Origin of the sequence: Streptomyces sp. NPDC048288 (genome assembly GCF_043201555.1) — a bacterium.
In the GTDB taxonomy this organism is placed as follows: domain Bacteria; phylum Actinomycetota; class Actinomycetes; order Streptomycetales; family Streptomycetaceae; genus Streptomyces.
In genome coordinates this window covers 164,640-189,555 of the sequence record NZ_JBICZD010000001.1, presented here as the reverse complement: position 1 = coordinate 189,555, position 24,916 = coordinate 164,640, and the positions used below count along the sequence as shown (strand labels likewise).

Annotated in this window: 22 protein-coding genes; 9 read left to right on the top strand and 13 right to left on the bottom strand. The window is 71.6% G+C overall.

Annotation, left to right across the window (positions count from 1 at the left end; all coding sequences use genetic code 11):
* Positions 1 to 209: 209 nt before the first annotated feature.
* From obgE to ACGFZS_RS00795, 6 genes are all read right to left on the bottom strand, one after another.
* A complete protein-coding gene (obgE, locus tag ACGFZS_RS00820) occupies positions 210 to 1,649 on the bottom strand; it encodes a GTPase ObgE (RefSeq protein ID WP_393793316.1) in 1,440 nt (479 codons plus the stop codon).
* Between the two features lie 128 nt (positions 1,650 to 1,777).
* Entirely contained in the window at positions 1,778 to 2,035 is a 258-nt protein-coding gene (gene rpmA / locus ACGFZS_RS00815; protein ID WP_355722355.1) for a 50S ribosomal protein L27, read from the bottom strand.
* A 14-nt stretch (positions 2,036 to 2,049) separates the two neighbouring features.
* Positions 2,050 to 2,370, bottom strand: a complete 321-nt coding sequence (gene rplU / locus ACGFZS_RS00810) for a 50S ribosomal protein L21 (protein ID WP_030217740.1) — start codon at positions 2,368 to 2,370, stop codon at positions 2,050 to 2,052.
* A gap of 270 nt (positions 2,371 to 2,640) precedes the next feature.
* On the bottom strand, positions 2,641 to 6,789 hold the full coding sequence (locus tag ACGFZS_RS00805) for an Rne/Rng family ribonuclease (protein WP_393793315.1): 4,149 nt from the start codon (positions 6,787 to 6,789) through the stop codon (positions 2,641 to 2,643).
* A 276-nt stretch (positions 6,790 to 7,065) separates the two neighbouring features.
* Complete coding sequence (locus tag ACGFZS_RS00800) at positions 7,066 to 7,872, bottom strand: TIGR03936 family radical SAM-associated protein (RefSeq protein ID WP_393794092.1); 807 nt, start codon at positions 7,870 to 7,872, stop codon at positions 7,066 to 7,068.
* 66 nt (positions 7,873 to 7,938) lie between these two features.
* Positions 7,939 to 8,670, bottom strand: a complete 732-nt coding sequence (locus tag ACGFZS_RS00795; RefSeq protein WP_393793314.1) for a hypothetical protein — start codon at positions 8,668 to 8,670, stop codon at positions 7,939 to 7,941.
* A gap of 115 nt (positions 8,671 to 8,785) precedes the next feature.
* Here ACGFZS_RS00795 and ACGFZS_RS00790 point away from each other — a divergent pair, with 115 nt between their 5' ends.
* On the top strand, positions 8,786 to 9,139 hold the full coding sequence (locus tag ACGFZS_RS00790) for a DUF805 domain-containing protein (protein WP_393793313.1): 354 nt from the start codon (positions 8,786 to 8,788) through the stop codon (positions 9,137 to 9,139).
* Between the two features lie 59 nt (positions 9,140 to 9,198).
* On the opposite strand, the gene ACGFZS_RS00785 is transcribed toward ACGFZS_RS00790, so the two are convergent.
* Together ACGFZS_RS00785 and ACGFZS_RS00780 are read right to left on the bottom strand one after the other, a co-directional pair.
* Entirely contained in the window at positions 9,199 to 9,663 is a 465-nt protein-coding gene (locus ACGFZS_RS00785; RefSeq protein WP_393656730.1) for a hypothetical protein, read from the bottom strand.
* 82 nt (positions 9,664 to 9,745) lie between these two features.
* Positions 9,746 to 10,360 (bottom strand): TetR/AcrR family transcriptional regulator, encoded by a 615-nt coding sequence (locus ACGFZS_RS00780; protein WP_393656732.1) that lies wholly within the window; start codon positions 10,358 to 10,360, stop codon positions 9,746 to 9,748.
* A gap of 121 nt (positions 10,361 to 10,481) precedes the next feature.
* Between ACGFZS_RS00780 and ACGFZS_RS00775 the strand changes: the two genes are divergently transcribed.
* Positions 10,482 to 11,393, top strand: a complete 912-nt coding sequence (locus ACGFZS_RS00775; protein ID WP_393793312.1) for an alpha/beta fold hydrolase — start codon at positions 10,482 to 10,484, stop codon at positions 11,391 to 11,393.
* A 6-nt stretch (positions 11,394 to 11,399) separates the two neighbouring features.
* Here ACGFZS_RS00775 and ACGFZS_RS00770 read toward each other — a convergent pair whose 3' ends face one another.
* From ACGFZS_RS00770 to ACGFZS_RS00760, 3 genes are all read right to left on the bottom strand, one after another.
* A complete protein-coding gene (locus ACGFZS_RS00770) occupies positions 11,400 to 11,648 on the bottom strand; it encodes a DUF6400 family protein (RefSeq protein ID WP_393793311.1) in 249 nt (82 codons plus the stop codon).
* A gap of 82 nt (positions 11,649 to 11,730) precedes the next feature.
* Positions 11,731 to 14,460: a cation-translocating P-type ATPase gene (locus ACGFZS_RS00765; RefSeq protein ID WP_393793310.1), complete on the bottom strand. Its 2,730-nt coding sequence runs from the start codon at positions 14,458 to 14,460 to the stop codon at positions 11,731 to 11,733.
* Positions 14,461 to 14,536: 76 nt separating this feature from the next.
* Positions 14,537 to 15,520: a polyphosphate kinase 2 family protein gene (locus tag ACGFZS_RS00760; protein WP_393793309.1), complete on the bottom strand. Its 984-nt coding sequence runs from the start codon at positions 15,518 to 15,520 to the stop codon at positions 14,537 to 14,539.
* 465 nt (positions 15,521 to 15,985) lie between these two features.
* Here ACGFZS_RS00760 and ACGFZS_RS00755 point away from each other — a divergent pair, with 465 nt between their 5' ends.
* From ACGFZS_RS00755 to ACGFZS_RS00740, 4 genes are all read left to right on the top strand, one after another.
* Positions 15,986 to 17,233: a M4 family metallopeptidase gene (locus tag ACGFZS_RS00755; protein ID WP_393793308.1), complete on the top strand. Its 1,248-nt coding sequence runs from the start codon at positions 15,986 to 15,988 to the stop codon at positions 17,231 to 17,233.
* 46 nt (positions 17,234 to 17,279) lie between these two features.
* Positions 17,280 to 17,597, top strand: a complete 318-nt coding sequence (locus ACGFZS_RS00750) for a protealysin inhibitor emfourin (protein ID WP_393793307.1) — start codon at positions 17,280 to 17,282, stop codon at positions 17,595 to 17,597.
* 95 nt (positions 17,598 to 17,692) lie between these two features.
* A complete protein-coding gene (locus ACGFZS_RS00745) occupies positions 17,693 to 18,304 on the top strand; it encodes a DJ-1/PfpI family protein (RefSeq protein WP_393533045.1) in 612 nt (203 codons plus the stop codon).
* Positions 18,305 to 18,493: 189 nt separating this feature from the next.
* Positions 18,494 to 19,411, top strand: a complete 918-nt coding sequence (locus ACGFZS_RS00740) for an NADP-dependent oxidoreductase (RefSeq protein ID WP_393793306.1) — start codon at positions 18,494 to 18,496, stop codon at positions 19,409 to 19,411.
* Positions 19,412 to 19,421: 10 nt separating this feature from the next.
* Here the strand turns inward: ACGFZS_RS00740 and ACGFZS_RS00735 are convergent, their stop codons facing one another.
* Entirely contained in the window at positions 19,422 to 19,628 is a 207-nt protein-coding gene (locus tag ACGFZS_RS00735) for a hypothetical protein (protein WP_393793305.1), read from the bottom strand.
* A 341-nt stretch (positions 19,629 to 19,969) separates the two neighbouring features.
* Between ACGFZS_RS00735 and ACGFZS_RS00730 the strand changes: the two genes are divergently transcribed.
* The 3 genes from ACGFZS_RS00730 to ACGFZS_RS00720 are packed head-to-tail and all read left to right on the top strand — an operon-like array spanning position 19,970 to position 22,825.
* Complete coding sequence (locus ACGFZS_RS00730) at positions 19,970 to 20,197, top strand: ferredoxin (protein WP_365682602.1); 228 nt, start codon at positions 19,970 to 19,972, stop codon at positions 20,195 to 20,197.
* Positions 20,187 to 21,581, top strand: coding sequence for an NAD(P)/FAD-dependent oxidoreductase (locus ACGFZS_RS00725; RefSeq protein ID WP_393793304.1), 1,395 nt, complete (start codon positions 20,187 to 20,189; stop codon positions 21,579 to 21,581). Before ACGFZS_RS00730 ends, ACGFZS_RS00725 begins: the two co-directional genes overlap by 11 nt.
* A gap of 38 nt (positions 21,582 to 21,619) precedes the next feature.
* Complete coding sequence (locus ACGFZS_RS00720) at positions 21,620 to 22,825, top strand: cytochrome P450 (RefSeq protein WP_393793303.1); 1,206 nt, start codon at positions 21,620 to 21,622, stop codon at positions 22,823 to 22,825.
* A gap of 64 nt (positions 22,826 to 22,889) precedes the next feature.
* On the opposite strand, the gene ACGFZS_RS00715 is transcribed toward ACGFZS_RS00720, so the two are convergent.
* Positions 22,890 to 24,866 (bottom strand): TIGR03960 family B12-binding radical SAM protein, encoded by a 1,977-nt coding sequence (locus ACGFZS_RS00715; protein WP_393793302.1) that lies wholly within the window; start codon positions 24,864 to 24,866, stop codon positions 22,890 to 22,892.
* Between the last annotated feature and the right edge of the window lie 50 nt (positions 24,867 to 24,916).

Here is a 24,916-nt window from a genome sequence, read left to right as displayed (position 1 = left end):
GGTCTGACCTTCGGAAGCTCCCACGGCCGGACGGTCCACCCCCTGAACACCGGCATGCGTGCGCATGACAACTAGGCAGACAACAGAAAACCCGTCGCGACCGGGAACAAGTCCCGGCCACAACGGGTCTGACGGTAGATCAGCTGGCCTGACGGTAGATCAGCGAACCTCGGGGAGCGGGGAGGCCGACGGCCCCGCCGCGCCGCGGCCTACTCGAACGGGTCGAAGTCCTCGTACTCGCCCAGTGCCTCGTCCCGTTCCGCCTGCCGGTCGCGGCGGCGCTGCACGGCGGGCCGCTGCTCCTCGAAGCGGTGGTCCTCGCCACGCCGGCCGAGCATCTCGGCACCGGACATCATGGTCGGCTCCCAGTCGAAGACGACGGCGTTCTCCTCGGGGCCGATGGCGACGCCGTCGCCCGAGCGGGCGCCCGCCTTCATCAACTGCTCTTCCACGCCGAGGCGGTTGAGGCGGTCGGCGAGGTAGCCGACGGCCTCGTCGTTGTTGAAGTCGGTCTGGCGGACCCAGCGTTCGGGCTTCTCGCCGCGCACCCGGTACAGGCCGTCGTCCTCCTTGGTGACGGTGAAACCGGCGTCGTCGACGGCCTTGGGCCGGATGACGATGCGGGTCGCCTCCTCCTTGGGCTTCGCGGCGCGCGCCTTGGCGACCAGGTCGCCGAGGGCGAAGGTCAGCTCGCGCAGGCCGATGTGGGCGACCGCGGAGACCTCGAAGACGCGGTAGCCGCGGGCCTCCAGGTCGGGGCGGACCATCTCGGCGAGGTCCTTGCCGTCGGGGACGTCGGTCTTGTTGAGGACGACGATGCGGGGCCGGTTGTCGAGGCCGCCGTACTGCTTGAGCTCCTCCTCGATGATGTCGAGGTCGGAGACCGGGTCCCGCTCGGACTCCAGGGTGGCGGTGTCCAGGACGTGGACCAGCACGCTGCAGCGCTCGACGTGGCGCAGGAACTCCAGGCCGAGGCCCTTGCCCTGGCTGGCGCCGGGGATGAGTCCGGGGACGTCGGCGATGGTGTAGACGGTGGAGCCGGCGGTCACCACGCCGAGGTTGGGGACCAGGGTGGTGAACGGGTAGTCGGCGATCTTCGGCTTGGCCGCGGACAGCACGGAGATCAGCGAGGACTTGCCGGCGCTCGGGTAGCCCACCAGGGCCACGTCGGCGACGGTCTTCAGCTCCAGGACGATGTCCCCGAGGTCCCCGGGCTCGCCGAGCAGCGCGAAACCGGGCGCCTTGCGGCGGGCGCTGGCCAGGGCCGCGTTGCCGAGGCCGCCGCGGCCGCCCTGGGCGGCGACGTAGGAGGTGCCGTGGCCGACGAGGTCGGCGAGCACGTTGCCCGCGTTGTCCAGCACCACGGTGCCGTCGGGCACCGGCAGGATCAGGTCCTGGCCGTCCTTGCCCGCGCGGTTGCCGCCCTCGCCGGGCTTGCCGTTGGTGGCCTTGCGGTGCGGGGAGTGGTGGTAGTCGAGGAGAGTCGTCACCGACTGGTCGACGGTCAGGATGACGTCGCCGCCCCGGCCGCCGTTGCCGCCGTCGGGGCCGCCGAGCGGCTTGAACTTCTCCCGGTGCACGGAGGCGCAGCCGTGGCCTCCGTTACCCGCGGCGATGTGCAGCTCGACGCGGTCCACGAAGGTGGTCATGGTGCTGTGCCTCCAGATACTTGCGGGGTAATACCTATGTCAACACGCGAAAGGCGGACCCGCCTTCCCGATCGGGAAGTGAGGTCCGCCTCGCGAAACGTTCGGTCTGAGCCGTCGAGTCAGAGGACTCAGGCAGCGACCGGAACGATGTTCACGACCTTGCGGCCACGGTGGGTGCCGAACTGCACCGAACCGGCCTGCAGCGCGAACAGCGTGTCGTCGCCGCCACGGCCGACGCCCGCACCCGGGTGGAAGTGGGTGCCGCGCTGGCGGACCAGGATCTCACCCGCGTTGACGACCTGACCGCCGAAGCGCTTCACGCCGAGCCGCTGGGCATTGGAGTCGCGACCGTTCCGGGTGGACGATGCGCCCTTCTTGTGTGCCATCTGTTCTCAGTCCCTTACTTCGCAGCCGCGGGGATCTCAGTGACCTTGATCGCCGTGTACTGCTGGCGGTGGCCCTGACGACGACGGTAACCGGTCTTGTTCTTGTAGCGCAGAATGTCGATCTTCTGGCCCTTGTGGTGGTCCACGACCTCGGCCTGGACCTTGATGCCGGCCAGCACCCACGGGTCGCTGGTCACAGCCTCGCCGTCGACAACGAGCAGGGTCGAGAGCTCGACCGTGTCGCCAACCTTGGCGGTGGAAATCTTGTCAACCTCAACGATGTCGCCGACAGCAACCTTGTGCTGGCGACCACCGCTGCGCACGATGGCGTACACGCGGATCTCACTCTCTCGCTCGGGAACGGCACCCCCGCAGTCCAGCCGCCCGGCGAACACGGGCCGCCTCTCCGGAACACCCTGTGCTCCGAAGGAAGAGGTTTACGGGGATGTGGCGCGTCCTCATATCCATGGACACGCCGACGGTCAAGGTTACGGGGCGGTGGCCGAGGGGGTCAAACCGGGCCCCGGGGGGTGTGGGGCCGGTCACGCGGACCGGGCCCCACGGAGTGCGGGGCCGGTCTCCGCGACCGGCCCCGCACCCGGGTGTCAGCCCTCGTCGGAGGCGGTGGCGACCGTGGTGGTCTTCTTCGCCGTCGACTTCGCGGCGGCCGTCTTGGCGGTCTTGACCGCCTTCTTGGCCGTCGTCGTCTTCTTCGCCGCCGTCTTCTTGGCGGCGGTCTTCTTGGCGGCCGTCTTCTTCGCCGCCGTCTTCTTGGCAGCCGTCTTACGGGCCGTCTTCTTGGCCGGGACGGCCTCCTCGACGGTCTCCTCGACAGCCGCTTCGACGGTTCCCTCGGCGACCGGCGCCTCCGCCGGCTCCGACTGTTCCGGCTGCTCCGCCTCCGCCGTCGGGACGACCACGACGGCCGTCTCCTCGGACGCGGTCGGCGCGGCGGTCTTGCGCACCGCGCGGCGGCGCGGACGGGCCGGAGCGGCGCTCTCGGCGGGCGCGGCCGCCTCGGGCTCCGTCACCGCCTCCGTCACCGCCTCCGTCACCGGCTCGGCCACCGCTTCCGCGACCGGCGCGCTCTCGGCGACGACGGTCACCACGGTCGCCGCCTCGGCCCCCGCCGGGGAGCCGGCGGGCGCGGACACCTTGCGGGTCGCGCGCCGACGCGTACGACCCTTGGGCGCGGCCTCCTCGGCGACCGGGGCCGGAGCCTCGGGCACCTCCGGGGCCTCGACCACCGCGTCCGCCACGACGACCGGCTCGGCGACCGGCTCGGTGACCGCCTCGGCAACCGCCTCCGGCAGCACCTCGCGCTCGGCCTGGGCGACGGGTGCCTCGGCGGCGGCCCGGTCCCGTCCAGCGCGCTGCTTGGGCGCACCGGCCGGGGCCGAGGCCCGGCGGCCGGCCCGGCGGCGGCTACGGCCACGACCGGCCGCGGCCTCCGCCTCGGCGACGCTGCTGTACAGCTCCTCGTCCGGCTCGAAGTCCGGCGCGGGCAGCGCGACGGGCGCGGCGGCCTCGGCCGCGACCTCCGCGGCCGACTCGACCGCGTGGACGGCCTCGGCGTGCTCGACGGCCCCGTCGGCCACGACCTCGTGCGTCTCGTGGTCGTGCTCGTGTCCGTCGCCGCCACGGCCGCGCTTCTTGCGCTTGCCGCCGCCACCGCCGCCGCTGGAGCCCGGCTGCTCCATGTGGACGATGACGCCCCGGCCGTTGCAGTGCACGCAGGTCTCGGAGAACGACTCCAGCAGGCCCTGTCCGACCCGCTTGCGGGTCATCTGGACGAGCCCCAGCGAGGTCACCTCGGCCACCTGGTGCTTCGTGCGGTCCCGCCCGAGGCATTCGAGCAGGCGCCGCAGCACCAGGTCCCGGTTGGACTCCAGGACCATGTCGATGAAGTCGATGACGATGATTCCGCCGAGGTCGCGCAGCCGCAGCTGGCGGACGATCTCCTCGGCCGCCTCCAGGTTGTTCCTGGTGACCGTCTCCTCCAGGTTGCCGCCCTGGCCGGTGAACTTGCCGGTGTTGACGTCGACGACGACCATCGCCTCGGTCCGGTCGATGACCAGCGAACCGCCGCTGGGCAGCCACACCTTGCGGTCCAGCGCCTTGGACAGCTGCTCGTCGATCCGGTACGTGGCGAAGACGTCGACCTCGGAGGTCCACTTCGACAGGCGTCCCGCGAGGTCGGGGGCGACGTGCGAGACGTAGCCGTGGACGGTCTCCCAGGCCTCGTCACCGCTGACGACGACCTTGGAGAAGTCCTCGTTGAAGATGTCGCGGACGACGCGGACGGTCATGTCCGGCTCGCCGTACAGCAGCGTCGGGGCGTTGCCGTTCTTCGACTTCTTCTGGATGTCCTCCCACTGCGCCTGCAGGCGTTCGACGTCGCGGCGCAGCTCGTCCTCGCTCGCGCCCTCGGCGGCGGTGCGCACGATGACGCCCGCGTCCTCGGGGACGATCTTCTTGAGGATGGTCTTCAGCCGGGCGCGCTCGGTGTCGGGCAGCTTGCGGCTGATGCCGGTCATCGAGCCCTCGGGGACGTACACGAGGTAGCGGCCCGGGAGGGAGACCTGGCTGGTGAGGCGGGCGCCCTTGTGGCCGATCGGGTCCTTCGTCACCTGGACGAGGACCGACTGGCCGGACTTGAGGGCGGCCTCGATGCGGCGCGGCCCGTTGGCCATGCCGAGCGCCTCGAAGTTGACCTCACCGGCGTACAGGACGGCGTTGCGGCCCTTGCCGATGTCGATGAAGGCGGCCTCCATGGACGGCAGCACGTTCTGGACCTTGCCCAGGTAGACGTTGCCGACGTACGAGGTGGCCTGCTCCTTGTTGACGTAGTGCTCGACGAGCACGCCGTCCTCCAGGACGCCGATCTGGGTGCGGTCGCCGTGCTGGCGGACGACCATCACGCGCTCGACGGCCTCGCGGCGGGCGAGGAACTCGGCCTCGGTGATGATCGGGACGCGGCGGCGGCCCTGCTCGCGGCCCTCGCGGCGGCGCTGCTTCTTGGCCTCCAGGCGGGTCGAGCCCTTGATGGACTGGACCTCGTCGGACGGCTCGGAGGGCTTGCGGGGCTCGCGGACCTTGACGACGGTGCGCTCCGGGTCGCCCTCGTCGGGCTCGGTGTCGACGGAGGTGTCCCCGGCGCGACGCCGGCGACGGCGGCGGCGACGGCTGCTGGAGGAGGAGCCGCCGGCCTCGTCGTGGGCCTCGTCCTCGTCCTCTTCCTCCTGCTCCGCGGTGTCCTCGGCGTCCTGCTCGGCCTGCTCGGCGGCGAGTTCGTCGGCGTCGGCGCCCTCGCCGTCGAAGGCGTCACCGCGACGGCGGCGACGGCCACCGCGGCGGCGGCGACGGCGGGAGCCGGACTCCTCGGTCTCGTCCTCGCCGTCGGCGGCGTCCTCGACGGACTCCTCGGGCTCCTCGGTCTCGTCCTCGTCGGCGGCCTCGACGACCGGGGCCTCCTCGACGGCACCCCGGCGGCGACGGCGGCGGCGCGAACCGGCCTCGGCCTGCTCGGCGGGCTCCGCGGCGAACGCGGACGCGCCGGAGGCGGTCGGCGCCCCGGCCGCGGCCGCGGCCGGGGCCTCCTCGGGCTCCTCCGTGCCGGCGGCCTCGGCAGCGGCTGCCGCGGCGGCGCGCTGCGGGGTCTGGAACTGGAACTGCGGCTCGGTGAACACGGGCGCCTGGAAGACGGCGACGGCGGGCCGGCCCGGACGGCGCTGCGGCTCGTCCTCGGAGGCCGGGGCGGGGGGCTCGGAGAACCCGGTGGCGGCCTGGCGTACGACCCGGCGACGGCGACGCGGGGACTCGGCCTCGGCGGCCTCGGGGGCGGGCGCGGCGGCCTCGGCGACCGGCGCCTCGACGGCCTCGGCCTGCGGCGCGGCGGTGGCAGCAGTCGTATCGGCGACGGCCGTCTCGGTGGCCTCGGGCGCACCGACGGGCGCGGTCACCCGGCGGGTGGCACGGCGACGCGCACGCGGAGCGGGCGCCACCTCCTCGGCGACCTCGGCAGCCTCGGATGCGACGGGCGCGACCTCCGCCGCGGCCTCTGCGGCGACGACGGTCGTGGCCTCTTCGTCGGCCGGGGCACCGGCGGGCGCGGAGACCCGGCGGGTGGCACGGCGACGCGCACGCGGAGCGGGCGCCACCTCCTCGACGGCCTCAGCCGTCTCGGAAGCCTCGACGGCCTCAGCGGTCTCGACGGTCTCCTCCGCCTCTTCCTCGGTCTGCTCAGACTGCTCGGTCTCGGCCACGGCGGTGGTCTCCTCGACGGCGGTCGGGGCACCGGCGGGCGCGGAGGCGCGGCGCGTGGCCCGGCGGCGGGTACGACGCGGAGCGGTGTCCTCACCGCTCTCGGCAGCGGCCTCGTCGGCGACGGTGGCCTCGGTGGCAACGGCGGCCGCCACGGTTTCCGCGTCCTCGGCGGCGGCCGGGGCACCGGTGGGCGCGGAGGCCCTACGGGTGGCACGGCGGCGCGTACGCGGGGCGGGTGCCGTCTCTTCGACGGCCTCGACCGCCTCAACGGCCTCGGAGGTCCCGCCGGCCACTGCGGCCTCGGAAGTCTCCGCGGAGGCATCGGCCGGTATGGCCGGCCCGGTGGCCTCGGTGGTCTCGCTCACGGCCTCGCCCGCGACGGGCGGTCCCGCGGGGCGGGACGCGGCACGGCGACGCCTGCGCGGCGGCAGGGTGTCGCTGGGGGTGTTCAGTTCGGAGCCCTCGGTGGGCTCGGTCGGTTCGAGCATGCGGGCGTTTCTCCCGTCAGGCTCCCGGGCGCCGCGCCTGGTCCGGCGTCGATCGAGTCGAGCGACCGCCGGTGACGTCCGCGGCTCGCGCGATGCGCGGTGCCGCCGTGTGGGGCGCGGGCGCCGCACAGGAGCTCTCTGTGTCCTGTCTCGCCGGTTCCGTACGCCTTGTCGCGGACGGCCTGGCGAAAGTCTTCTGGTCGGTGCGCTGCCCGACCCAGGTGGCTCCCGAGTACGAGGGCTGCGCTACGACGTCCGTCCTTCGCGGGACCTTCCTTACGCCGGCGCCGTCGCGGCGGCAGCGGGTTCGGCCTTCGAAAGGGCCGTCTCTGCCTCGCGGTCGGGCGCGAGCGGGTCGGTCACCGTGCCGGTCTCTTCATCGAGCAGCCCCTGCGCCAGCCTGGTCACCGCTGCGGGGACCGGCGGCGCCAGGTCGGCCACGGCGCGGAGACCGGACAGGACGTCGTCGGGTCGTACGGCAGGCGTCACGTGCCGAACAACCAGCCGCAGTATCGCACAGGGCTGGTCGGTCGGCCTATCAGCCGTTTCACTCTGTGTTTCAAGTTGTACGACGGCGGGGCGGGCGTCGAAGGTGCGGACGCCGTTCTTGGTGGCGCGACTGACCTCGACGGACTCGGCGGCGTTGAACGCCGCGACGGCCTTCTCCGCCTCCGCCGGGTCCTGGCCGGTCAGCCTCAGCTCCCACACGGAGGCGGTGAGCCGGTCGGCCAGTCCGGACGTCCGTGCCTCGACCGCGTCGACGATGTCCAGCCCGGTGGGCAGGGACTCGTCGAGCAGTGCGCGCAGCCGCTCCGGGTCACGGGGTGCGGTGAGCGCGATCTCCAGGTACTCGGCTTCGCTGCCCGTGCCGGTGGGTGCGGCATTGGCGTACGACACCTTCGGGTGCGGTGTGAACCCCGCCGAATAGGCCATGGGGACCTCGGCGCGGCGCAGCGCACGCTCGAAGGCGCGCTGGAAGTCACGGTGGCTGGTGAACCGGAGGCGGCCGCGCTTGGTGTAGCGCAGTCGGATGCGCTGTACCGCGGGTGCGGGCGGCGGGCCTTCGGGCTGTCGCTTGCCCAGTGTCGTCAGTCCTTCGTGGTTCTCGTGAGAGCAGCCGTGCCGTAGCCGGCCGTGCTGCCGTGCGTGCTATCCATCAAGAGTACGTGCGTCGCGGCCCACGGGTTCCCGGCGGTGGACGGCGGTGGGCGGGACGGACTCGCCGAAGAGGGCCCGCCGGAGGTCCGCGCGGGCCTGGCCGACGGCGCGGCCGACGGCCCGTGCGGCCTGGGCTGCGGGGCGCAGGACGAGGTCGCGCACGACGTGTCCGACCGGGGAGAGGACGGTCCGGTACACCCAGCGGGCGGGTTCCTGGAAGATCCACCGGAAGAGGGTCGCGAGAACCCGTCCGGCGGCCCGTGCGACGTACCCGGCGGCCCGCCAGGCGTGTCCGAGGGCGTCCCCGGTCTCCCGCAGGACGATGCCGAGGACGCGGCCGACCGGGGTGAGGATCCAGCGCCACAGGGCGCGGGCGGGCAGGACGAGGAGCACCCGCGCGGTCCAGGCCAGGGCGGTGGCGAGTCGGTCGAACACCCGGGCGACGGGGGTGAGGAGCCACAGGAGGGCGTGGCCGAGGGGCGTGAGCAGGTGGCGGTAGAGCCAGATCAGGGGGAGGACGAGGAGCCGGTGCAGGATCCAGCCGATCGCGTGTCCCGTCGGGGCGAGGACATGACGCCACAGGAAGCGGGCAGCGGGGACGAGGACGTACCGCCCCCGGGAACCGCGCGGCGGCGGCGCACGCGTCCCAGAGCAGGCGTACCGGCAGCACCACCAGGAACACGGAGATCCGGACGGGGATTCTGATCGACCCCCCTTGATCACCGTACGGCGGCGACAAGATAACGGTTGACCCGCACACGCCAATCTGAATGGATTCGGCCAAGTCGGCTTGATTTGCTGGGGGTCAGTCAAGTTCTTGATCCTTGGGGGACGAGTAATGAACTGGTACGTGGACGTACTGAAGAAGTACGCGGTGTTCAGCGGCCGTGCGCGTCGGCAGGAATACTGGATGTTCTTCCTGTTCAACGTGATCATCAGCATTGTGCTGGCGGTCGTCGGACGGGTCATCGGCTTCTCGGCCCTCGGCCTGATCTACAGCCTCGCGGTCTTCCTGCCCGGTCTGGGCGTCGCGGTCCGCCGCCTGCACGACACCGGCCGTTCGGGCTGGGCGATCCTGATCGCCCTCATCCCGCTGATCGGCACGATCATCCTGATCGTCTGGCTCGCCTCCGAGGGCAAGCCGGAGCAGAACCAGTACGGCACCAACCCGAAGTACTCGGGCGCCGTCTGACCCAGCGTCACGCCGAAGGCCCGCCGGATCTTTCCGGCGGGCCTTCGGTCTTTTTCCGCTCAGGAGGACGCGGAGGAACTCTTGTTGCGTTCCGTCTGGAGGTGCAGGACCAGGAAGAGGACGCGCAGGAGGTCGTCGGGAACGGCGGTCCAGCCCTTGGGGAGGGTGATGCGGCGGGCGCGGCTGCCCAGCAGGTCGTAGGAGATCTCGATCGGGCCGACCGCGCGGGCCCGGCCGCTGAACCGGGGGTGGTCGATCGGGTAGGGGCCGATGGTGCGCGGGATCCCGGACCAGGCGGCGCAGTCGACGTCCCAGGTCCCGAACGTCCTCGGGACGCTGCCCAGGCGACCGTAGCCGATCTCGATGTCGCCGATCCACCGCAGCCGGCTGCCGAGCATGTCGTACTCCAGCGGATGCGGGCCGAGCGCGTGCGGCCTGCCGCCCCATCGGCCGTAGGTGAGTTCCACGTCCCCGATGCTGCGGAGCCGGCCGCCCAGCAGGTCGTAACCGAGTTCCAGTTCCATGTCCGTCGACTCCCCCGTTTCTTCCCGGTCTTCGGATTCCCGATTGTGCGGCCGCGCGGGTCCGCCTTCCATGGCGGTCGTGTCACGGTTTCGCTGCCGGACGGAAGATCCGGTCCAGGTGGTGCGCGAGGACGGCGGCGGCGGATTCCGGCGTGCGCTGGCCGGCCAGGACGGCCGTGCCGAGACCCGCGGACATGGCGAGCAGGCCGATCGCCTCCATCTCCGGGTCGACACCGGGGCGGGTCAGGCCCGACTCCCGCGCCTGCCCGAGGAGTTCGGTCAGCACGCGTTCGGCGGCGTCCGGGTCCTTGAGGAACGGCTGGGCGGCGAGGGCCGGGTCGGTCACGGCCAGGACGGCGTAGGAGGTGTGCAGCAGGTGGAAGGTGCGGCTCTCCAGGTCGGTCGGCAGCGCCGCGGTGAGCAGGGCCTCGACCAGCGCGCGCGGCGGCGGCGCGTCCCCGGCGTCCCGGACCAGGGCGGCGACCCGCTCACCGAACCGCTCGGTCAGCCACCGCAGTCCGTGGAGCAGCAGCTTCTCCTTGGTCTCGAAGTAGTACTGCACCAGCCGCAGGGACACCCCGGCCTCCGCCGCCACGTCCCGCATCCCCACGGCGTGCAGCCCGCGCCGCCCCGCGACCCGGACGAGCGCCTCGGCGATCTCGGCGCGCCGCTCCGCATGGTCCACACGCCTGGGCATCGGCCGCACCTCTCGTCGGTTGTCCACACCCGGCTGTCCACACCCGGCGAATTTGATGATACGGCCGTACCATCATCGTGGTACGGTCGTATCACGAAGAAACCGATCCCCGGAGGTGGCCGTGACCCAGACCGCTGTCCGCACCCGGCCCGACGTCGGCCGTTATGTGAGCGATGCCCGGCGCGACCGCTATTTCGAGGCCTGCGCGGCGCTCTACGCACTGGGCGCGCCCGCGGCGGCCGAGACCGACGTGGAGACCTCCTTCGGCACCACCCACGTCTACCGCTACGACCCGGCGGACCCGGCCGCCGCCGCCCGCACCCCCGTCGTTCTCGTGCACGGAGCGGGCTCCTGCTCCGCCATGTGGTACCCGAACACCCGCGCCCTCGCCGCCGAGCGCCCGGTCTACGCGCTCGACACCCCGGGCGACCCCGGCCGCAGCGTCCAGCACACCCCCATCCACCAGCCCGAGCGGGCCGCGCGGTGGCTCGACGAGACCCTCGCCGGGCTCGGCCTGGACCGGGTGCACCTGGTCGGTTCCTCCTACGGCGGCTGGCTCGCGCTCAACGAGGCGCACCGCAGGCCGGAGCGGCTGGCCTCGGTGACCCTGCTCGACCCGGGCGGCCTGGAGAAGGTGGGACTGCGCTTCTTCGTCTGGATCTTCGCCGGCCTGTTCGCGACGTCCGCCCCCAAGGCGCTGCGCCCGCGCCTCGCGGCCTGGCTGGAGCAGCCGGTGCTCGTCGTGCCGGAGCTGCACACGATGATCCGGCGGAGCGTCCGCGCGTACCGCATCCGCCGGCCGGCCCCGCTCCCCCTCACCGAGGGCGAGCTGTCCACCATCCGCACCCCGCTCTACCTGGTCCTCGGCAGGCGCAGTCTGCTCGTGCACCCGCGGCGCCAGCTGGAGCGCGTTCCCCGGCTGATACCGGGCGCCCGGGCCGAGATCATCGAGGGCACCGGCCACGGGCCGCAGATCGACCACGCGAACGAGGTCAACCGCCGCATGCTCGCCTTCATGGACTCGACCGACTGACCGGCCTCACCCATCGCCCCCGCGTCGCGGGAGAACGCCGGCGGCGACGAGGGTGTCGTACAGCCGCTGCTGCTCCTGGTCGAGGCCGGAGTACAGCCGGTCGTAGGCCTCCTCCTCGCCGCGCATCACCTCGACGGGGTCCCACTCGGCGCCGAGTGCGTTCATGACGTGGGCCCGCCGGGTCATCTCATGACCGGTGAGATCGACGGCGAAGTCGACCGGCTCGGTGGGAAGGGAGTCATCTTTGGCGGACATATGACCGAATTTAGGTACCGGTGTCCGGCCGCGACAAGAGTTCGTGGGAGACCTCACAGCGTGGCCTCACAGCGGGCCGGCGTCAGGTCCGCGCGGTGGGCCTGCCGTTCCATCGGGCGAGGAACTTGCCGATCTCCCAGAGCGCCAGCAGCACGAGCGCGGGCACCAGCGCCCAGGCGAACTGGGCCAGGTCCAGTTCGGTCGTGCCCAGCAGCCTGCGGAAGACGTCCATCTGCGTGACCAGGACCGCGAGCACGAACTCGATCAGCATGGCCCGGTTCATCTGCTTGCTGTCGAAGCTGGCGGTGGTGAGCACGGTGTCCCGCTCGCTGCGGCACTCAAGGGCGGCCACGATCAGGCAGAGCGCGAAGGAGGTGAACGCCATCGACTGGCCGATCGCGACACTGTCGTAGCGGCTCGTGCCCAGCTCGATCAGGCAGAGCAGACCGATGGTGATCACCAGGCCGGACAGGCCGACGGTGACCATCACGCCCCGGGACAGCACATGCGCCCCGCGCGGGCGGGGCCTGCGGGCCATCAGACCGGGGCTCTGCCGGTCGAAGCCGAGCGCGAAGCCGAAGGCCGCGTTGACGAAGAAGTGGATCCACAGCACCTGAGCGGGGGTGAAGGGCTCCCCGGCGGCGATGTCGAACAGGGTCGCGCCGAGGAACGTCAGCACGAAAACGACGAGCAGGACGAGCACGAACCGGATGTACTTGGTGAGGTTGTCATAGATCTTGCGGCCCTGCTCGACGGCGTAGACGATCGTGGCGAAGTTGTCGTCGGCGAGCACCATACGGCCGGCGTTCTTGGCGACCTCGGTGCCGGAGCCCATGGCGATACCGACGTCGGCCGCCTTGATGGCGGGGGCGTCGTTGACGCCGTCGCCGGTCATGGCGACGACACCGCCCTTCTTGCGCAGGGTCTCGGCGAGCAGCACCTTGTGCTCGGGCGCGACCCGGCCGACGACACCGATGCCGTCGATCCTGGCCAGGCGTTCGCTCTCCGGCAGGGCGGCGAACTCCGCGCCCAGCATGGCCTCGCCCTCGATGCCGAGCTGCCGGGCGATGGCGGCGCCGGTGACGACGTCGTCGCCGGTGACCATCCGGACCCTGATGTGCGCGGCCTGCGCGTCGGCGACCGCGGCCTTCGACTCCGCGCGGGGCGGGTCGACCATCCCGACCAGGCTGGTCATCTGCAGGTCGGTGACATGGCCGAGCAGATCGCCGTCCGGATCGAAGGCGGCCGGGTCGAGGTCCCGGCGGGCGGCGGCCATCACCCTCAGCCCCTCGCCGCCCATGCGCTCGACGTGCTCCTGCGCCCGCTGCCGCAGCGCGTCGTCCCACGGGACGGACGTGCCCTGGCGCAGTGCCGTCGCCGCGCGGTCCATCATGGCGGGCGCGGCGCCCTTCACGAAGCAGCGCACGACCGGGCGGCCGTCCTCGTCGGTGGCCCGGTTGAAGGTGGCCATCAGCTTGTAGGAGGGGTCGAAGGGCAGCACGGCCAGCCGTGGCAGCCGTTCCCTGGTGGCGTCGACGTCCAGGCCGGCCTTGTGGCCGAGGACCAGCAGGGCGCCCTCGGTGGGGTCGCCGACCACCTTGCCGTCCACCAGCCGGGCGTCGTTGGCGACCAGGTAGGGCAGGATCGCGTCCGTCATGTCCGGGGCGCTGCCGACCGCGTGCTGGATCCGGCCCGCCAGGCTGTAACCGGTGCCGGAGACGGTGTAGCGGTCGCCGGGGTCGATGACCTCCACGGCGGTCATCTGGTTCATGGTGAGCGTGCCGGTCTTGTCGGAGTTGATCGCCGAGGTGAACCCCAGCGCCTCCACCGACGGCAGGTCCTTCACGATCGCCTGGCGCCGGGACAGGTCGACGGCGCCGATGGACAGGATCGTCTGGGACACGGTGGGCAGGGCCTCCGGGATGGCGGCGATCGCCAGCGAGACGGCGCTGACGAACAGCGCGTCCCACGCCGTACCCCGGCTGCGGCCCAGCACGAACATCAGGATCATCGTCAGCCCGGCCGTGCCCGTGATCCACAGGGTGAGCCGGTCCATCTCCCGGGTCAGCGGCGAGGCCTCCCGGCGGGTGCTCGACAACATGCCGGAGATCCGGCCGAGTTCGGTGTCCGCGCCGGTGGCCGTGACCACCACCGTGCCGCTGCCGTGGGTGACGGGCGTGTTCATGAACGCCATGTTGTGGCGTTCGCCGGGCGGCAGGTCGGTACCGGTGAGGGTGCCCGACTCCTTCGCGGCCGGCACGCTCTCGCCGGTCAGCGCCGACTCGTCGATCTGCAGGGCGTTCGCCAGGACGATCCGGCCGTCCGCCGGCACCTCGTCGCCCGCGGCGAGCAGCACCACGTCACCCGGGACGACCTGCTCGGCCGGGATCTTCGACTCGGTGCCGTCCCTGCGCACCCGCGCGGTCGCCTTCATCATCGACTTCAGCGCGTTCATGGCGCTGTCCGCCTTGCCCTCCTGGCGCATCCCGACGACCGCGTTGACGACGGTCAGGACCAGCAGCAGCACCCCGGTGCTCCACTCCTTGATGACGAGCGAGACCACGGCGGCGCTCACCAGGACCAGCTGCATATAGCTGCGGTACTGGGCGAGACAGCGGCGCCAGCCCGGCGTCGCCTTCTCCTCGGGCAGCGCGTTCGGGCCGTGCGTACGCAGCAGTTCCGCGGCCCGCGCGGTGGACAGTCCGGCGGCCGGATCCACCTCGAACGCCGCGGCCACCTCCTGCGGCGGATGCGCGTACCACGACCGGCCGTCGGCCGCCCGGTCCTGCGAGGCGTCTGTCTGCGCAGTCATGAAGGTGCCTCCGTTCCCGGCCCCCGTTGCTCGCCCACCCCCGTTGTTCGCCAGCCCCCGTTGCTCGCCCGCCCCGTCACCGGTGCCTCTTGTGCTTCTTCTTCCGCTTCTTCTCGCCCGCTCCGGCGTCCGCCGCATAGGGGTCCGCGGCCGCCCCCTCGGGCGCCTCCGCCTCCAGTTCCCGTCTGACCTCGGCCAGTTCACGGCGGGTCGCGTCGCTGACCTCCGGGTACCGGGGGTCGATGTCGATGAGGGTGTGCGCCAGTACGGCGGCCGCGCACACCCGGGCGAACCACTTGTGGTCGGCGGGAACGACGTACCAGGGCGCCCATTCCGTACTGGTGGCGGAGAGCATCTGCGAGAACGCCCGCTGATAGTCGTCCCACCGGGCCCGCTCACGCACGTCGGCCGACGAGAACTTCCAGTTCCGTTCGGGAACGTCGATGCGTTTCAGAAAACGGATGCGCTGTTCTTCCTTCGAAAGGTTCAGAAACAGTTTGACGACCCTGAAGCCGTTGTCGCTCAGATAGCGCTCCCAGTCGTTGATCTCCCGGTAGCGCCGCTGCCACACGTCGGGGCCGCGTGCCGCGTCGGGCAGCTTCTCGCGCCGCAGGTTCTCCGGATGGACCCGCACCACCAGTACTTCCTCGTAGTGGGAGCGGTTGAAGATGCCGATCTCGCCGCGCCGGGGCAGCTCGCGCGTGTAACGCCACAGGTAGTCGTGGTCGAGTTCCTCGTCCGAGGGCACCTTGAAGCCGGATACCCGCACGCCCTGCGGGTTCACTCCGCTCATCACATGGCGGATGGTGCCGTCCTTGCCTCCGGCGTCCAGCGCCTGCAGGCACAGCAGCACTCCGTAGGTGTCCTGGGCGGCCAGCCGCCGCTGGTAGTCGGCGAGCAGCTCGATACCGGTGCGGAGCAGTTCGACGCCGTCCTCCTTCTTGTGGATGCCGGCCTTGTAGCCGGGGTCGAAGTCCTCGCCCAGCCGCACCCTGCTCCCGGGCTCGACCCGCAGAGGCTCGATGAACTCCGCTATCCGCTCGGCCCTGTCGTCGCCCATCGCCCGTCCGCTCCTTACTTCCGCCGTCCACCGTCACCGTCCGCCGTCCGCCGGGTCCGTACGACCTGCTCGACAGCATCCGGTGGGGCCGCGCCGCCGGCCTCACCCTTGACGGGTGGTTCGCCCACTGACCGGACGTCAGACCCCGCCCGGGGTGCGGGCCGCCGGAATCGAGCGGACAATGAAGGCAGAAGCGGTTTCCGCCTCCTCAGCCGTGCACACGACTCCCCCGTCCTGTGTACGACGCCGGAATCCCGTGTACGACGCCGGGAAGGCGAACCGCTCGCCACACGGCTTGCCCTGCAGGTCCGCGGGCTTCCCGCCCGCACGCAGGAGCCGTCCCGCGCGTCGGACGCGATCGTCCGGTCACAGCGGCACCGTTTCTCTCGGCGATCGGCACCTCCGGCGCGCGCCGCTCTGACGAGCAAGGCCTTTGCCGCCGCTCTTCCGCACCCGAGGTATCCCATGACCAGGACCTGCCGCCCGAACTGCATCATTCCCCCGCACCTTCTCGAAAAGCTGCTGAGAAGCGACGACAGCGAGGTGCACAAGGCCGCCTTGGCCACCCTGCTGACCACCGCGTCCCTGCGGGGCGAACGAACGGTACGGGCGACCTTCGCCGGCGCCGCCGCCCCCGGCAACGGCCGGCGGACCGTCTTCGACTGCCAGCACGGCCGCATGCTCTCCCTGGCCGAGACGGCCCGGTCGGAGGACGGACCGCCGTCCGCCGACGAGTCCGTCAACCGCGCGTTCGACGGACTGGGCGCGACCCGCGACTTCTACCACGACGTGTTCAGCCGCGACTCGATCGACGACCAGGGCATGCGCCTGGACGGCTACGTCCACTTCAGCTCGCACTACAACAACGCGTTCTGGGACGGACGGCAGATGGTCTTCGGAGACGGCGACGGAAAGATATTCACCGACTTCACCTCGTCCGTCGACGTCATCGGCCACGAACTGACGCACGGAGTCACCGAGAACACGGCCGGACTGGCCTACCACAACCAGTCCGGAGCCCTGAACGAATCCGTTTCGGATGTCTTCGGATCACTCGTCAAGCAATGGTCGAAGAAGCAGTCCGTCGACGAGGCGGACTGGCTGATCGGCCCCGAGGTCTTCACCCCGGGGATCGAGGCCGACGCCCTGCGGTCGATGAAGGCCCCCGGACAGGCCTACGACAACCCGCTGTTCGGCAAGGACCCCCAGCCGGACCACATGAGCAAGTACGTCAACCTGCCGGACAGCGACAACGGCGACTTCGGCGGGGTACACATCAACTCCGGCATTCCCAACCGGGCGTTCTACCTGACGGCCACGGGCATCGGCGGATTCGCCTGGGAGTCCCCCGGACTCATCTGGTACGAGTCGCTCAAGGCGTCCAGCGCCGAGACGCAGTTCCAGGACTTCGCGGACACCACCTACCAGAAGGCCGAGGAACTGTTCGGAGCCGGCAGCCCCGAGCAGCTGGCCGTGCTGGCGGCCTGGCAGGGCGTGGGCGTCCAGATCAGCGGGATCCCCACCGGGGTCGCCCGGGCCCGCAGCCTCGCGGCGGGCCGCAACGGCCATGACGGCCTTGACGGCCGCGACGGCCGAGACGGGCTGGTCGGCCGGGAGGACGGCCTGGCGGCCCTGAGCAAGCAGATCGGCGCCCTGTCCGTCCAGGTGACCGGTCTGGCCAAGGACGTCACCGCGCTGAAGGCGGGCAGGTGAGGACCGGCGGCGTGCACCGGCCGCCGAAACGGGCGGCCCGGCGACGATGAAGGTCACCCTGGCGACGCACGGCGGGCAGGCGGCGGCGATCAACCTCCGCCTCCCGCCCCAGGTGCTGGACACCGGCACCCTGCCCGAGGAAGCCGCCGCGCAGGTCGCCCGGCTGGTGGCCGCGGCCGTCCCGGAGGCCCCGGCTCCGGAGCCGCCCGGCGGGGCCCCGGACGCCATGAGCTACACGATCACGGTGGAGGACGGCGGCCGTACGACCGTCCTCACCCGGTCGGACACCACCATGTCCCCCGCGTTCGCGGCCCTCCTCGACCGGCTGCGGGAGCACTTCGCCCAGCAGGACACCGAAGGCTGACCGGCCACCGGTCGGCGATTGGCCCGCGACCCCGGCGCGGCTCTCCTGAGAGACTCGGCATCCGCGTCGTCCGTGCCGTGCCCAGAGGAGATGCCATGCAGGTAGCGGTGCTCACCTTCGACGGATTCAACGAACTCGACAGCTTCATCGCCTCCGCGCTGATCAACCGGTGCCGGAAGGACGGTCTTGAGGCCTTCATCACGACCCCCACACCGGTGGTCACCTCGATGAACGGCGTACCGGTGACCGGGCAGCGCCCGATGGAGTTCGCGGCCGAGGCCGACGTGGTGCTGGTCGGCAGCGGGGTGAGGACGCGGGACGTGGTGGCCGACGACCGGCTGATCTCCCGGCTGCGGCTCGCCCCGGACCGGCAGCTGATCGGCGCGCAGTGCTCCGGCGCGCTGGTGCTCGCCCGGCTCGGGCTGCTGACCGGCATGCCCGCCTGCACGGACCGCAAGAGCCGGCCCTTCGTCGAAGCCTGTGGTGTCACCGTCCTGGACACGCCGTTCCACGCCGAGGGGAACATCGCCACGGCCGGCGGCTGCCTGGCGTCCCAGTACCTCGCCACCTGGGTGATCACCCGCACCCTCGGCGAGGACGCGGCCCGCGCGGTCCTCGACTACGTGGCCCCGGTCGGCGAGAACGAGGAGACGGTCGCCCGCGCCCTGCGCGCCGTCGACGCGGGCGCGGCCGCACTGCGCGGCTGACGCACGCGGACTCGCCCGCCAACTGACCACCGCCGCACCTTCGTTGAGGCCGCACGGCCGGGAATACGGCTCCGTCCCCGGGCCGTTGAACGCGCGGCACGGCACGGCACGGCACGGCACGGCACGGTCGGCGTCCGGCCGTCCGGCCGTCCGGACACGACCCGAGCGAGGAAGTGCGGTGATCACGCGATGAAGGCGGTGCGGTTCCACACGTACGGCGGGATCGATGTGCTGCGGGTGGAGGAGGTGGAACGGCCGGTGCCCGGCCCCGGTCAGCTGCTGGTCGAGGTCCGCGCGGCCGGGATCCAGCCCGGCGAGGTGATGATCCGCGAGGGCGCGCGGCACGGACGCTGGCCGGCGACGTTCCCCTCCGGGCAGGGCAGCGACCTGGCCGGTGTCGTGGTGGAGACGGGCCCGGAGGTGCGCGGCTTCGCGGTGGGCGACGAGGTGCTGGGCTTCACCCACGGCAGGGCGAGCCACGCGGAGTACGTCCTGGCCGACGACGTCAACGTGGTCTCCCGCCCGCAGGGCCTGTCCTGGGAGGTGGCCGGCTCCCTGTACGTGGCCGGTACGACCGCCTACGCCTGCGTGTTCGCGGTGGACCCCGGCCCGTCCGACACGGTCGTGGTGTCCGGCGCGGCCGGCGGTGTCGGGTCGCTCGCCGTGCAGCTCGCGCGGCGGCGCGGCGCCACGGTGATCGGGCTGGCGAGCGAGCGCAACCACCCGTGGCTGAAGGACCGCGGGATCGTCCCGGTCGCCTACGGGGAGGGCGTCGCGGACCGGATCCGGCAAGCGGCCGGCGGGGACGTCGACGCGTTCGTCGACACCTTCGGCGACGGCTACGTGGACCTGGCCGTGGAGCTGGGTGTGCGCCCCGAGCGCATCAACACGATCCGCGACTGGCAGGCCGCGGCGAAGATCGGCGCACGGACCTACGGTGAGGGCTCGGCCGCCTGCGCGGTCGTACTCGGCGAACTCGCCCGACTCGCCGCGCACGGGGAGCTGGAGGTCGCGGTCGCCCGCACCTACCCCCTGGACCGGGTCCGCGAGGCCTTCCACGACCTGCAACGCGGGCACACCCACGGCAAGATCGTGCTCCGGCCGTAGCCCCGGCTGTTCAACGGGTGTCGGGCGGGGGCGGCTGGGAGGTGTCGTCGAGGTCCAGGCGCATCCTGCCGCGCATGACCTGGTCGGAGAGGGCGACTATGTCCGGTGGAGCGGTGATGGAGATCTGGTAGCGCAGCTCGTGCACGCCGCCGCTCCGGTAGGCGTCTCCCGCCAGGCCCGCCCGCTCCGGCCAGGGTTCCGCGCTGTTGACGACCACGGCCCTGATGTGGTTCCAGCTGCGCGCGACGGCCGCGAGGTAGGCCGCGTACAGCTCGCGTTTGACGGCGGTACGGCGTTCGGCCTGCTCCCGGCGCCACTTGGACCAGTCGGCCAGGGAGGTGGCGAGGTGGCGCCCACCCCGATGGCCGCTCCCGTCACCGTGCTGACCGGCGTCCCCGGATCCATCGCTGAAGGACAGATCTCCCGGTTTGCGGGCGGTCCCGAGGGAGCCGATTCTGGAGAGGAGGCATGCCGACCGATCGTGGGGACACCGAGCACAGGGGCTGCGAAGCCCGGCGCGCCAGGGCGACCGCGGCCCGAACAGGGAGCGGGTTCCAGATGAGGCTTGTCGTCGATCTCAACCGGTGCCAGGGATACGCGCAGTGTGTTTTCCTCGCCCCGGACGTCTTCGCCCTGCACGGCGAGGAAGCGCTGCTGTTCACTCCTCGTTTCGACGAGGAGCACCGTGACCGGGTGGAGAAGGCCGCTGCCGCCTGCCCGGTCCAGGCCATCCTGGTCGACTACTCCGACGAGCCGACGAAGCGGGTCGAGTCCCATGTCGGCTGACCCGGACGTCGAGACCCTGCGGCGTCAGGGCCGCATGGTCGTCGTCGGCGCCTCGCTGGCCGGTCTGCGCGCGGCGGAGACCCTGCGGGAACAGGGTTTCACCGGATCGCTGACCATGATCGGAGACGAGCCGTACGAACCCTACGACCGGCCGCCGCTGTCGAAACAGGCGCTGCTGGGGCGGGCCCGGCCCGAGGACACGGCGCTGCCGCGGCGGCGCGAGATCGACGCCGAGTGGCGTCTGGGCGTCGCCGCCGAGGGCCTGGACCGGGACGCCCGGCAGGTACGTCTGGCGAACGGCGACACGGTCCCCTACGACCGTCTGCTGATCGCCACCGGCACCCGGGCGCGGCCCTGGATGCACCCGGAACAGGCCGCGCTGGACGGGGTGTTCGTGCTGCGGACCCGTGACGACTCGGCCCGCCTGCACCGCAAGCTGACCGGGGGCGTGTCCCGGGTGCTGGTGATCGGCGCCGGGTTCACGGGCTCCGAAGTCGCCTCCGCCTGCCGGGAGTTGGGTGTCGACGTCACGGTCGCCGAACGCGGTCCGGCGCCGCTGGTGGGGGCGCTCGGCGGGGTGATCGGCGCGGTCGCGGACCGGCTGCAGCGCCGGCACGGCGTCGACCTGCGCTGCGGCATCAGCGTCACCGCCCTGGAGGGCGACGACGTGGGGCGGCTCAAGCGGGCCCATCTGTCCGACGGTTCGGCGATCGACGTGGACGTGGCGGTCGTCTCCCTCGGTGCCATGCGGAACACGGAGTGGCTCACCGGCTCGGGGCTGGCCGCGGGTCCCCGGGGGATCGCGTGCGACGCCGGCTGCCGGGTGTTCGACGTCAACGGCATCGTCACCGACGACATCTACGCCGCCGGTGACGTGGCACGCAGCCCCCATCCGCTGTTCGACTACCAGTTCCTGGCGCTGGAGCACTGGGGCAACGCGGTCGAGCAGGCCGAGATCGCCGCCCACAACATGATCTGCGCGAGTCCGGAGCGCCGTCCGCATCTGTGGCTGCCGATGTTCTGGTCCTCCCAGTTCGGGGTCAACATCAAGTCGGTCGGTGTGCCCTCGCTGGGCGACCAGCTGGTCGTGGCGCAGGGCACGCTCACCGAGGAGCGGTTCGTCGCGGTGTACGGGTACCGGGGCCGTGTCATCGCCGCGGCGTCCTTCGACGGAGGCAAGTGGCTGGGGTTCTACGAGGAGCAGATCGCGTCGGGCGCGGCGTTCCCGCCGCAGTTCCACACGGTCGACCGCCGTACCGAGAGGCTGGAGCCGGTCGACCCGGCCTTCCCCGATCCCCATCTGCCCACCCACGGGCCCACCGTCACGCTGACGGGTCACTCCCCGAGCGAGCGGCGTGTCGAGTTCGTTCCGTCGCATGCCTGATCGCCGGTCCCGCTACGCCCGGAGCCCCAGGAGCCACCATGACGTCCGACAGCATCACGGCACGGATCACCGACTACGCCAACCGGGCCGACCCGTACCCGCTCTACGCGGAACTGCGCAAGACGCCGGTCAGACGGGAGGAGGACGGCACCTATCTGGTCAGCACCTACCACGAGGTGCGGAGCCTGGCCAACGACCCGCGGCTGAGCAACGACACCCGCAACCGTCCGTCCGGCCACGCCCGTAACGTGGACGCGGAGGACACCAGTCTGCCGCCGAGCTTCATCTTCACCGACCCGCCGCTGCACGACCGGCTGCGTGACACCATCAACCGGCCGTTCGGTCCCCCGCACAGCCCCCGGTTCCTCGACGGTCTGCGCGGCGAGCTGGCCCAGGTCGTCACCGGGCTGCTCGACGCCTTCGAGGGCAAGGACCAGGTCGACATCGTCGAGGACTTCTCCTACCCCCTTCCCGTCACCGCCATCTGCAAGGTCCTCGGCGTGCCGCGCGAGGACGAACCGCGCTTCCACGGCTGGGCCGACGCCCTGGCGTCCGGGGTCGATCCCCAGGCCGACGCCGGCAGCGGCCAGGAAAAGGCCCAGCAGGCACGCCAGGACCTGGGCGCCTACCTGGCCGACCTGATCGAGACCAAACGCCGTCACCCCGGCCCCGGGATCCTCAGCGCGCTCGCCCCCGACATGACACCGGCGGACCTGGAGGCCACCGCGGTGCTGCTGCTGGTGGCCGGCCACGAGACCACCGTCAACGCGATCACCAACACGACCCTCACCCTGCTGCGGCACCCCGACGTCCTCGACCGGTTCCAGCACAACCCCGACCTGGCCGTCCCGCTCATCGAGGAGGTACTGCGGTACGAGCCCCCGGTGCAGTTCGTCCCCTGGACCACCGCCCTCGCCGACATCGACGTCGCCGGCACCACGATCCCCGAGGGCTCACCGGTCTGGCTGATGCTGGCCGCGGCCAACCGCGACCCCCAGCGCTTCCTCGACCCCGACCGGTTCGACCCCGACCGCAAGGACAACGAGCACCTCGGCTTCTACACCGGCATCCACTACTGCTTCGGCGCGCCACTCGCCCGCATCGAACTCCACGCGGCCGTCCCCGAACTGTTCCGCCGCGTCAAGTTCTCCGGCCTCCTCGAAGACCCACCCCCCTACCGCGCCAACGCGGTCCTGCGCGGCCCCCGCCACCTCCCCGTGGCCATCGAGGGCCTCACGGCCTAGCCAGTGCCACATGGAGTTCGCCCCACGCCTCATCGAGGCCGAGTTCAGCCCATGCCGGCCAACCTCAGTGCGAGTGCCCGCCAGACGCAGGAGCGGCGTTCTTGACCGTAAGAGGCAGCAGCTTCTTGCCGGTCGGGCCGATCTGGATGCTGGTGTCCATCTGGGGGCACACGCCGCAGTCGAAGCAGGGGGTCCAGCGGCAGTCCTCGACCTCGGTCTCGTCGAGGGCGTCCTGCCAGTCCTCCCAGAGCCAGTCCTTGTCGAGGCCGGAGTCGAGGTGGTCCCAGGGGAGGACCTCCTCGTAGGTGCGCTCGCGGGTGGTGTACCAGTCGACGTCCACCCCGAGGGCCGGCAGCGTCTTGTCGGCGCAGGCCATCCAGCGGTCGTAGGAGAAGTGCTCGCGCCAGCCGTCGAAGCGGCCGCCGTCCTCGTAGACGGCGCGGATGACGGCGCCGATGCGGCGGTCGCCGCGGGACAGGAGTCCCTCCACGATGCCGGGCTTGCCGTCGTGGTAGCGGAAGCCGATGGAGCGGCCGTACTTCTTGTCGCCGCGGATCTTGTCGCGGAGCTTCGTGAGGCGAGCGTCTGTCTCCTCGGCGGAGAGCTGCGGCGCCCACTGGAAGGGGGTGTGGGGCTTGGGGACGAAGCCGCCGATCGAGACCGTGCAGCGGATGTCGTTCTGGCCGGAGACCTTGCGGCCCTCGGCGATCACGTTCATCGCCATGTCGGCGATCTGGAGGACGTCCTCGTCGGTCTCGGTGGGCAGGCCGCACATGAAGTACAGCTTCACCTGGCGCCAGCCGTTGCCGTACGCCGTCGAGACCGTACGGATGAGGTCGTCCTCGGAGACCATCTTGTTGATGACCTTGCGGATGCGTTCCGAGCCGCCCTCGGGGGCGAAGGTGAGGCCGGAGCGGCGGCCGTTGCGAGTCAGCTCGTTGGCCAGGTCGATGTTGAAGGCGTCGACGCGGGTGGAGGGGAGGGACAGGCCGACCTTGTCCTCGGTGTAGCGGTCGGCCAGGCCCTTGGCGATGTCGCCGATCTCGGAGTGGTCGGCCGAGGACAGGGAGAGCAGGCCGACCTCCTCGAAGCCGGTCGCCTTGAGGCCCTTCTCCACCATGTCGCCGATGCCGGTGATCGAGCGCTCGCGCACCGGGCGGGTGATCATGCCGGCCTGGCAGAAGCGGCAGCCGCGCGTGCAGCCGCGGAAGATCTCCACGGACATGCGTTCGTGGACCGTCTCGGCGAGCGGGACGAGGGGCTGCTTGGGGTAGGGCCACTCGTCGAGGTCCATGACCGTGTGCTTCGACACGCGCCAGGGGACGCCCGACTTGTTGGGGACCACGCGGGCGATACGGCCGTCGGGGAGGTACTCGACGTCGTAGAAGGCCGGGATGTAGACCGAGCCGGTCTTCGCCAGGCGGAAGAGGACCTCCTCGCGGCCGCCGGGGCGGCCCTCCGCCTTCCAGTCGCGGATGATCCTCGTCATGTCGAGGACGGCCTGCTCGCCGTCGCCGATGATCGCCGCGTCGATGAAGTCCGCGATCGGCTCGGGGTTGAAGGCCGCGTGGCCGCCCGCGAGGACGATCGGGTCGTCGAGGGTGCGGTCCTTGGACTCCAGCGGGATGCCCGCCAGGTCCAGCGCCGTGAGCATGTTCGTGTAGCCCAGCTCCGTGGAGAAGGACAGGCCGAACACGTCGAAGGCCTTCACCGGGCGGTGACTGTCCACCGTGAACTGGGGGACGCGGTGCTCGCGCATCAGCGCCTCCAGGTCCGGCCACACGCTGTACGTGCGCTCGGCGAGGACGCCCTCCTGCTCGTTGAGCACCTCGTAGAGGATCATGACGCCCTGGTTGGGCAGGCCGACCTCGTAGGCGTCCGGGTACATGAGCGCCCAGCGGACGTCGCTGGTCTCCCACGGCTTGACCGTGGAGTTGAGCTCACCGCCGACGTACTGGATCGGCTTCTGCACATGCGGGAGCAGGGCTTCGAGCTGCGGGAACACAGACTCGGCGACCTGGGCGGCGGCTTCGGCAGGCATCTCGCGGACCTTCGGTGAGCGGACTGGGGCGCCCCCGGCCGGAGGCTGGG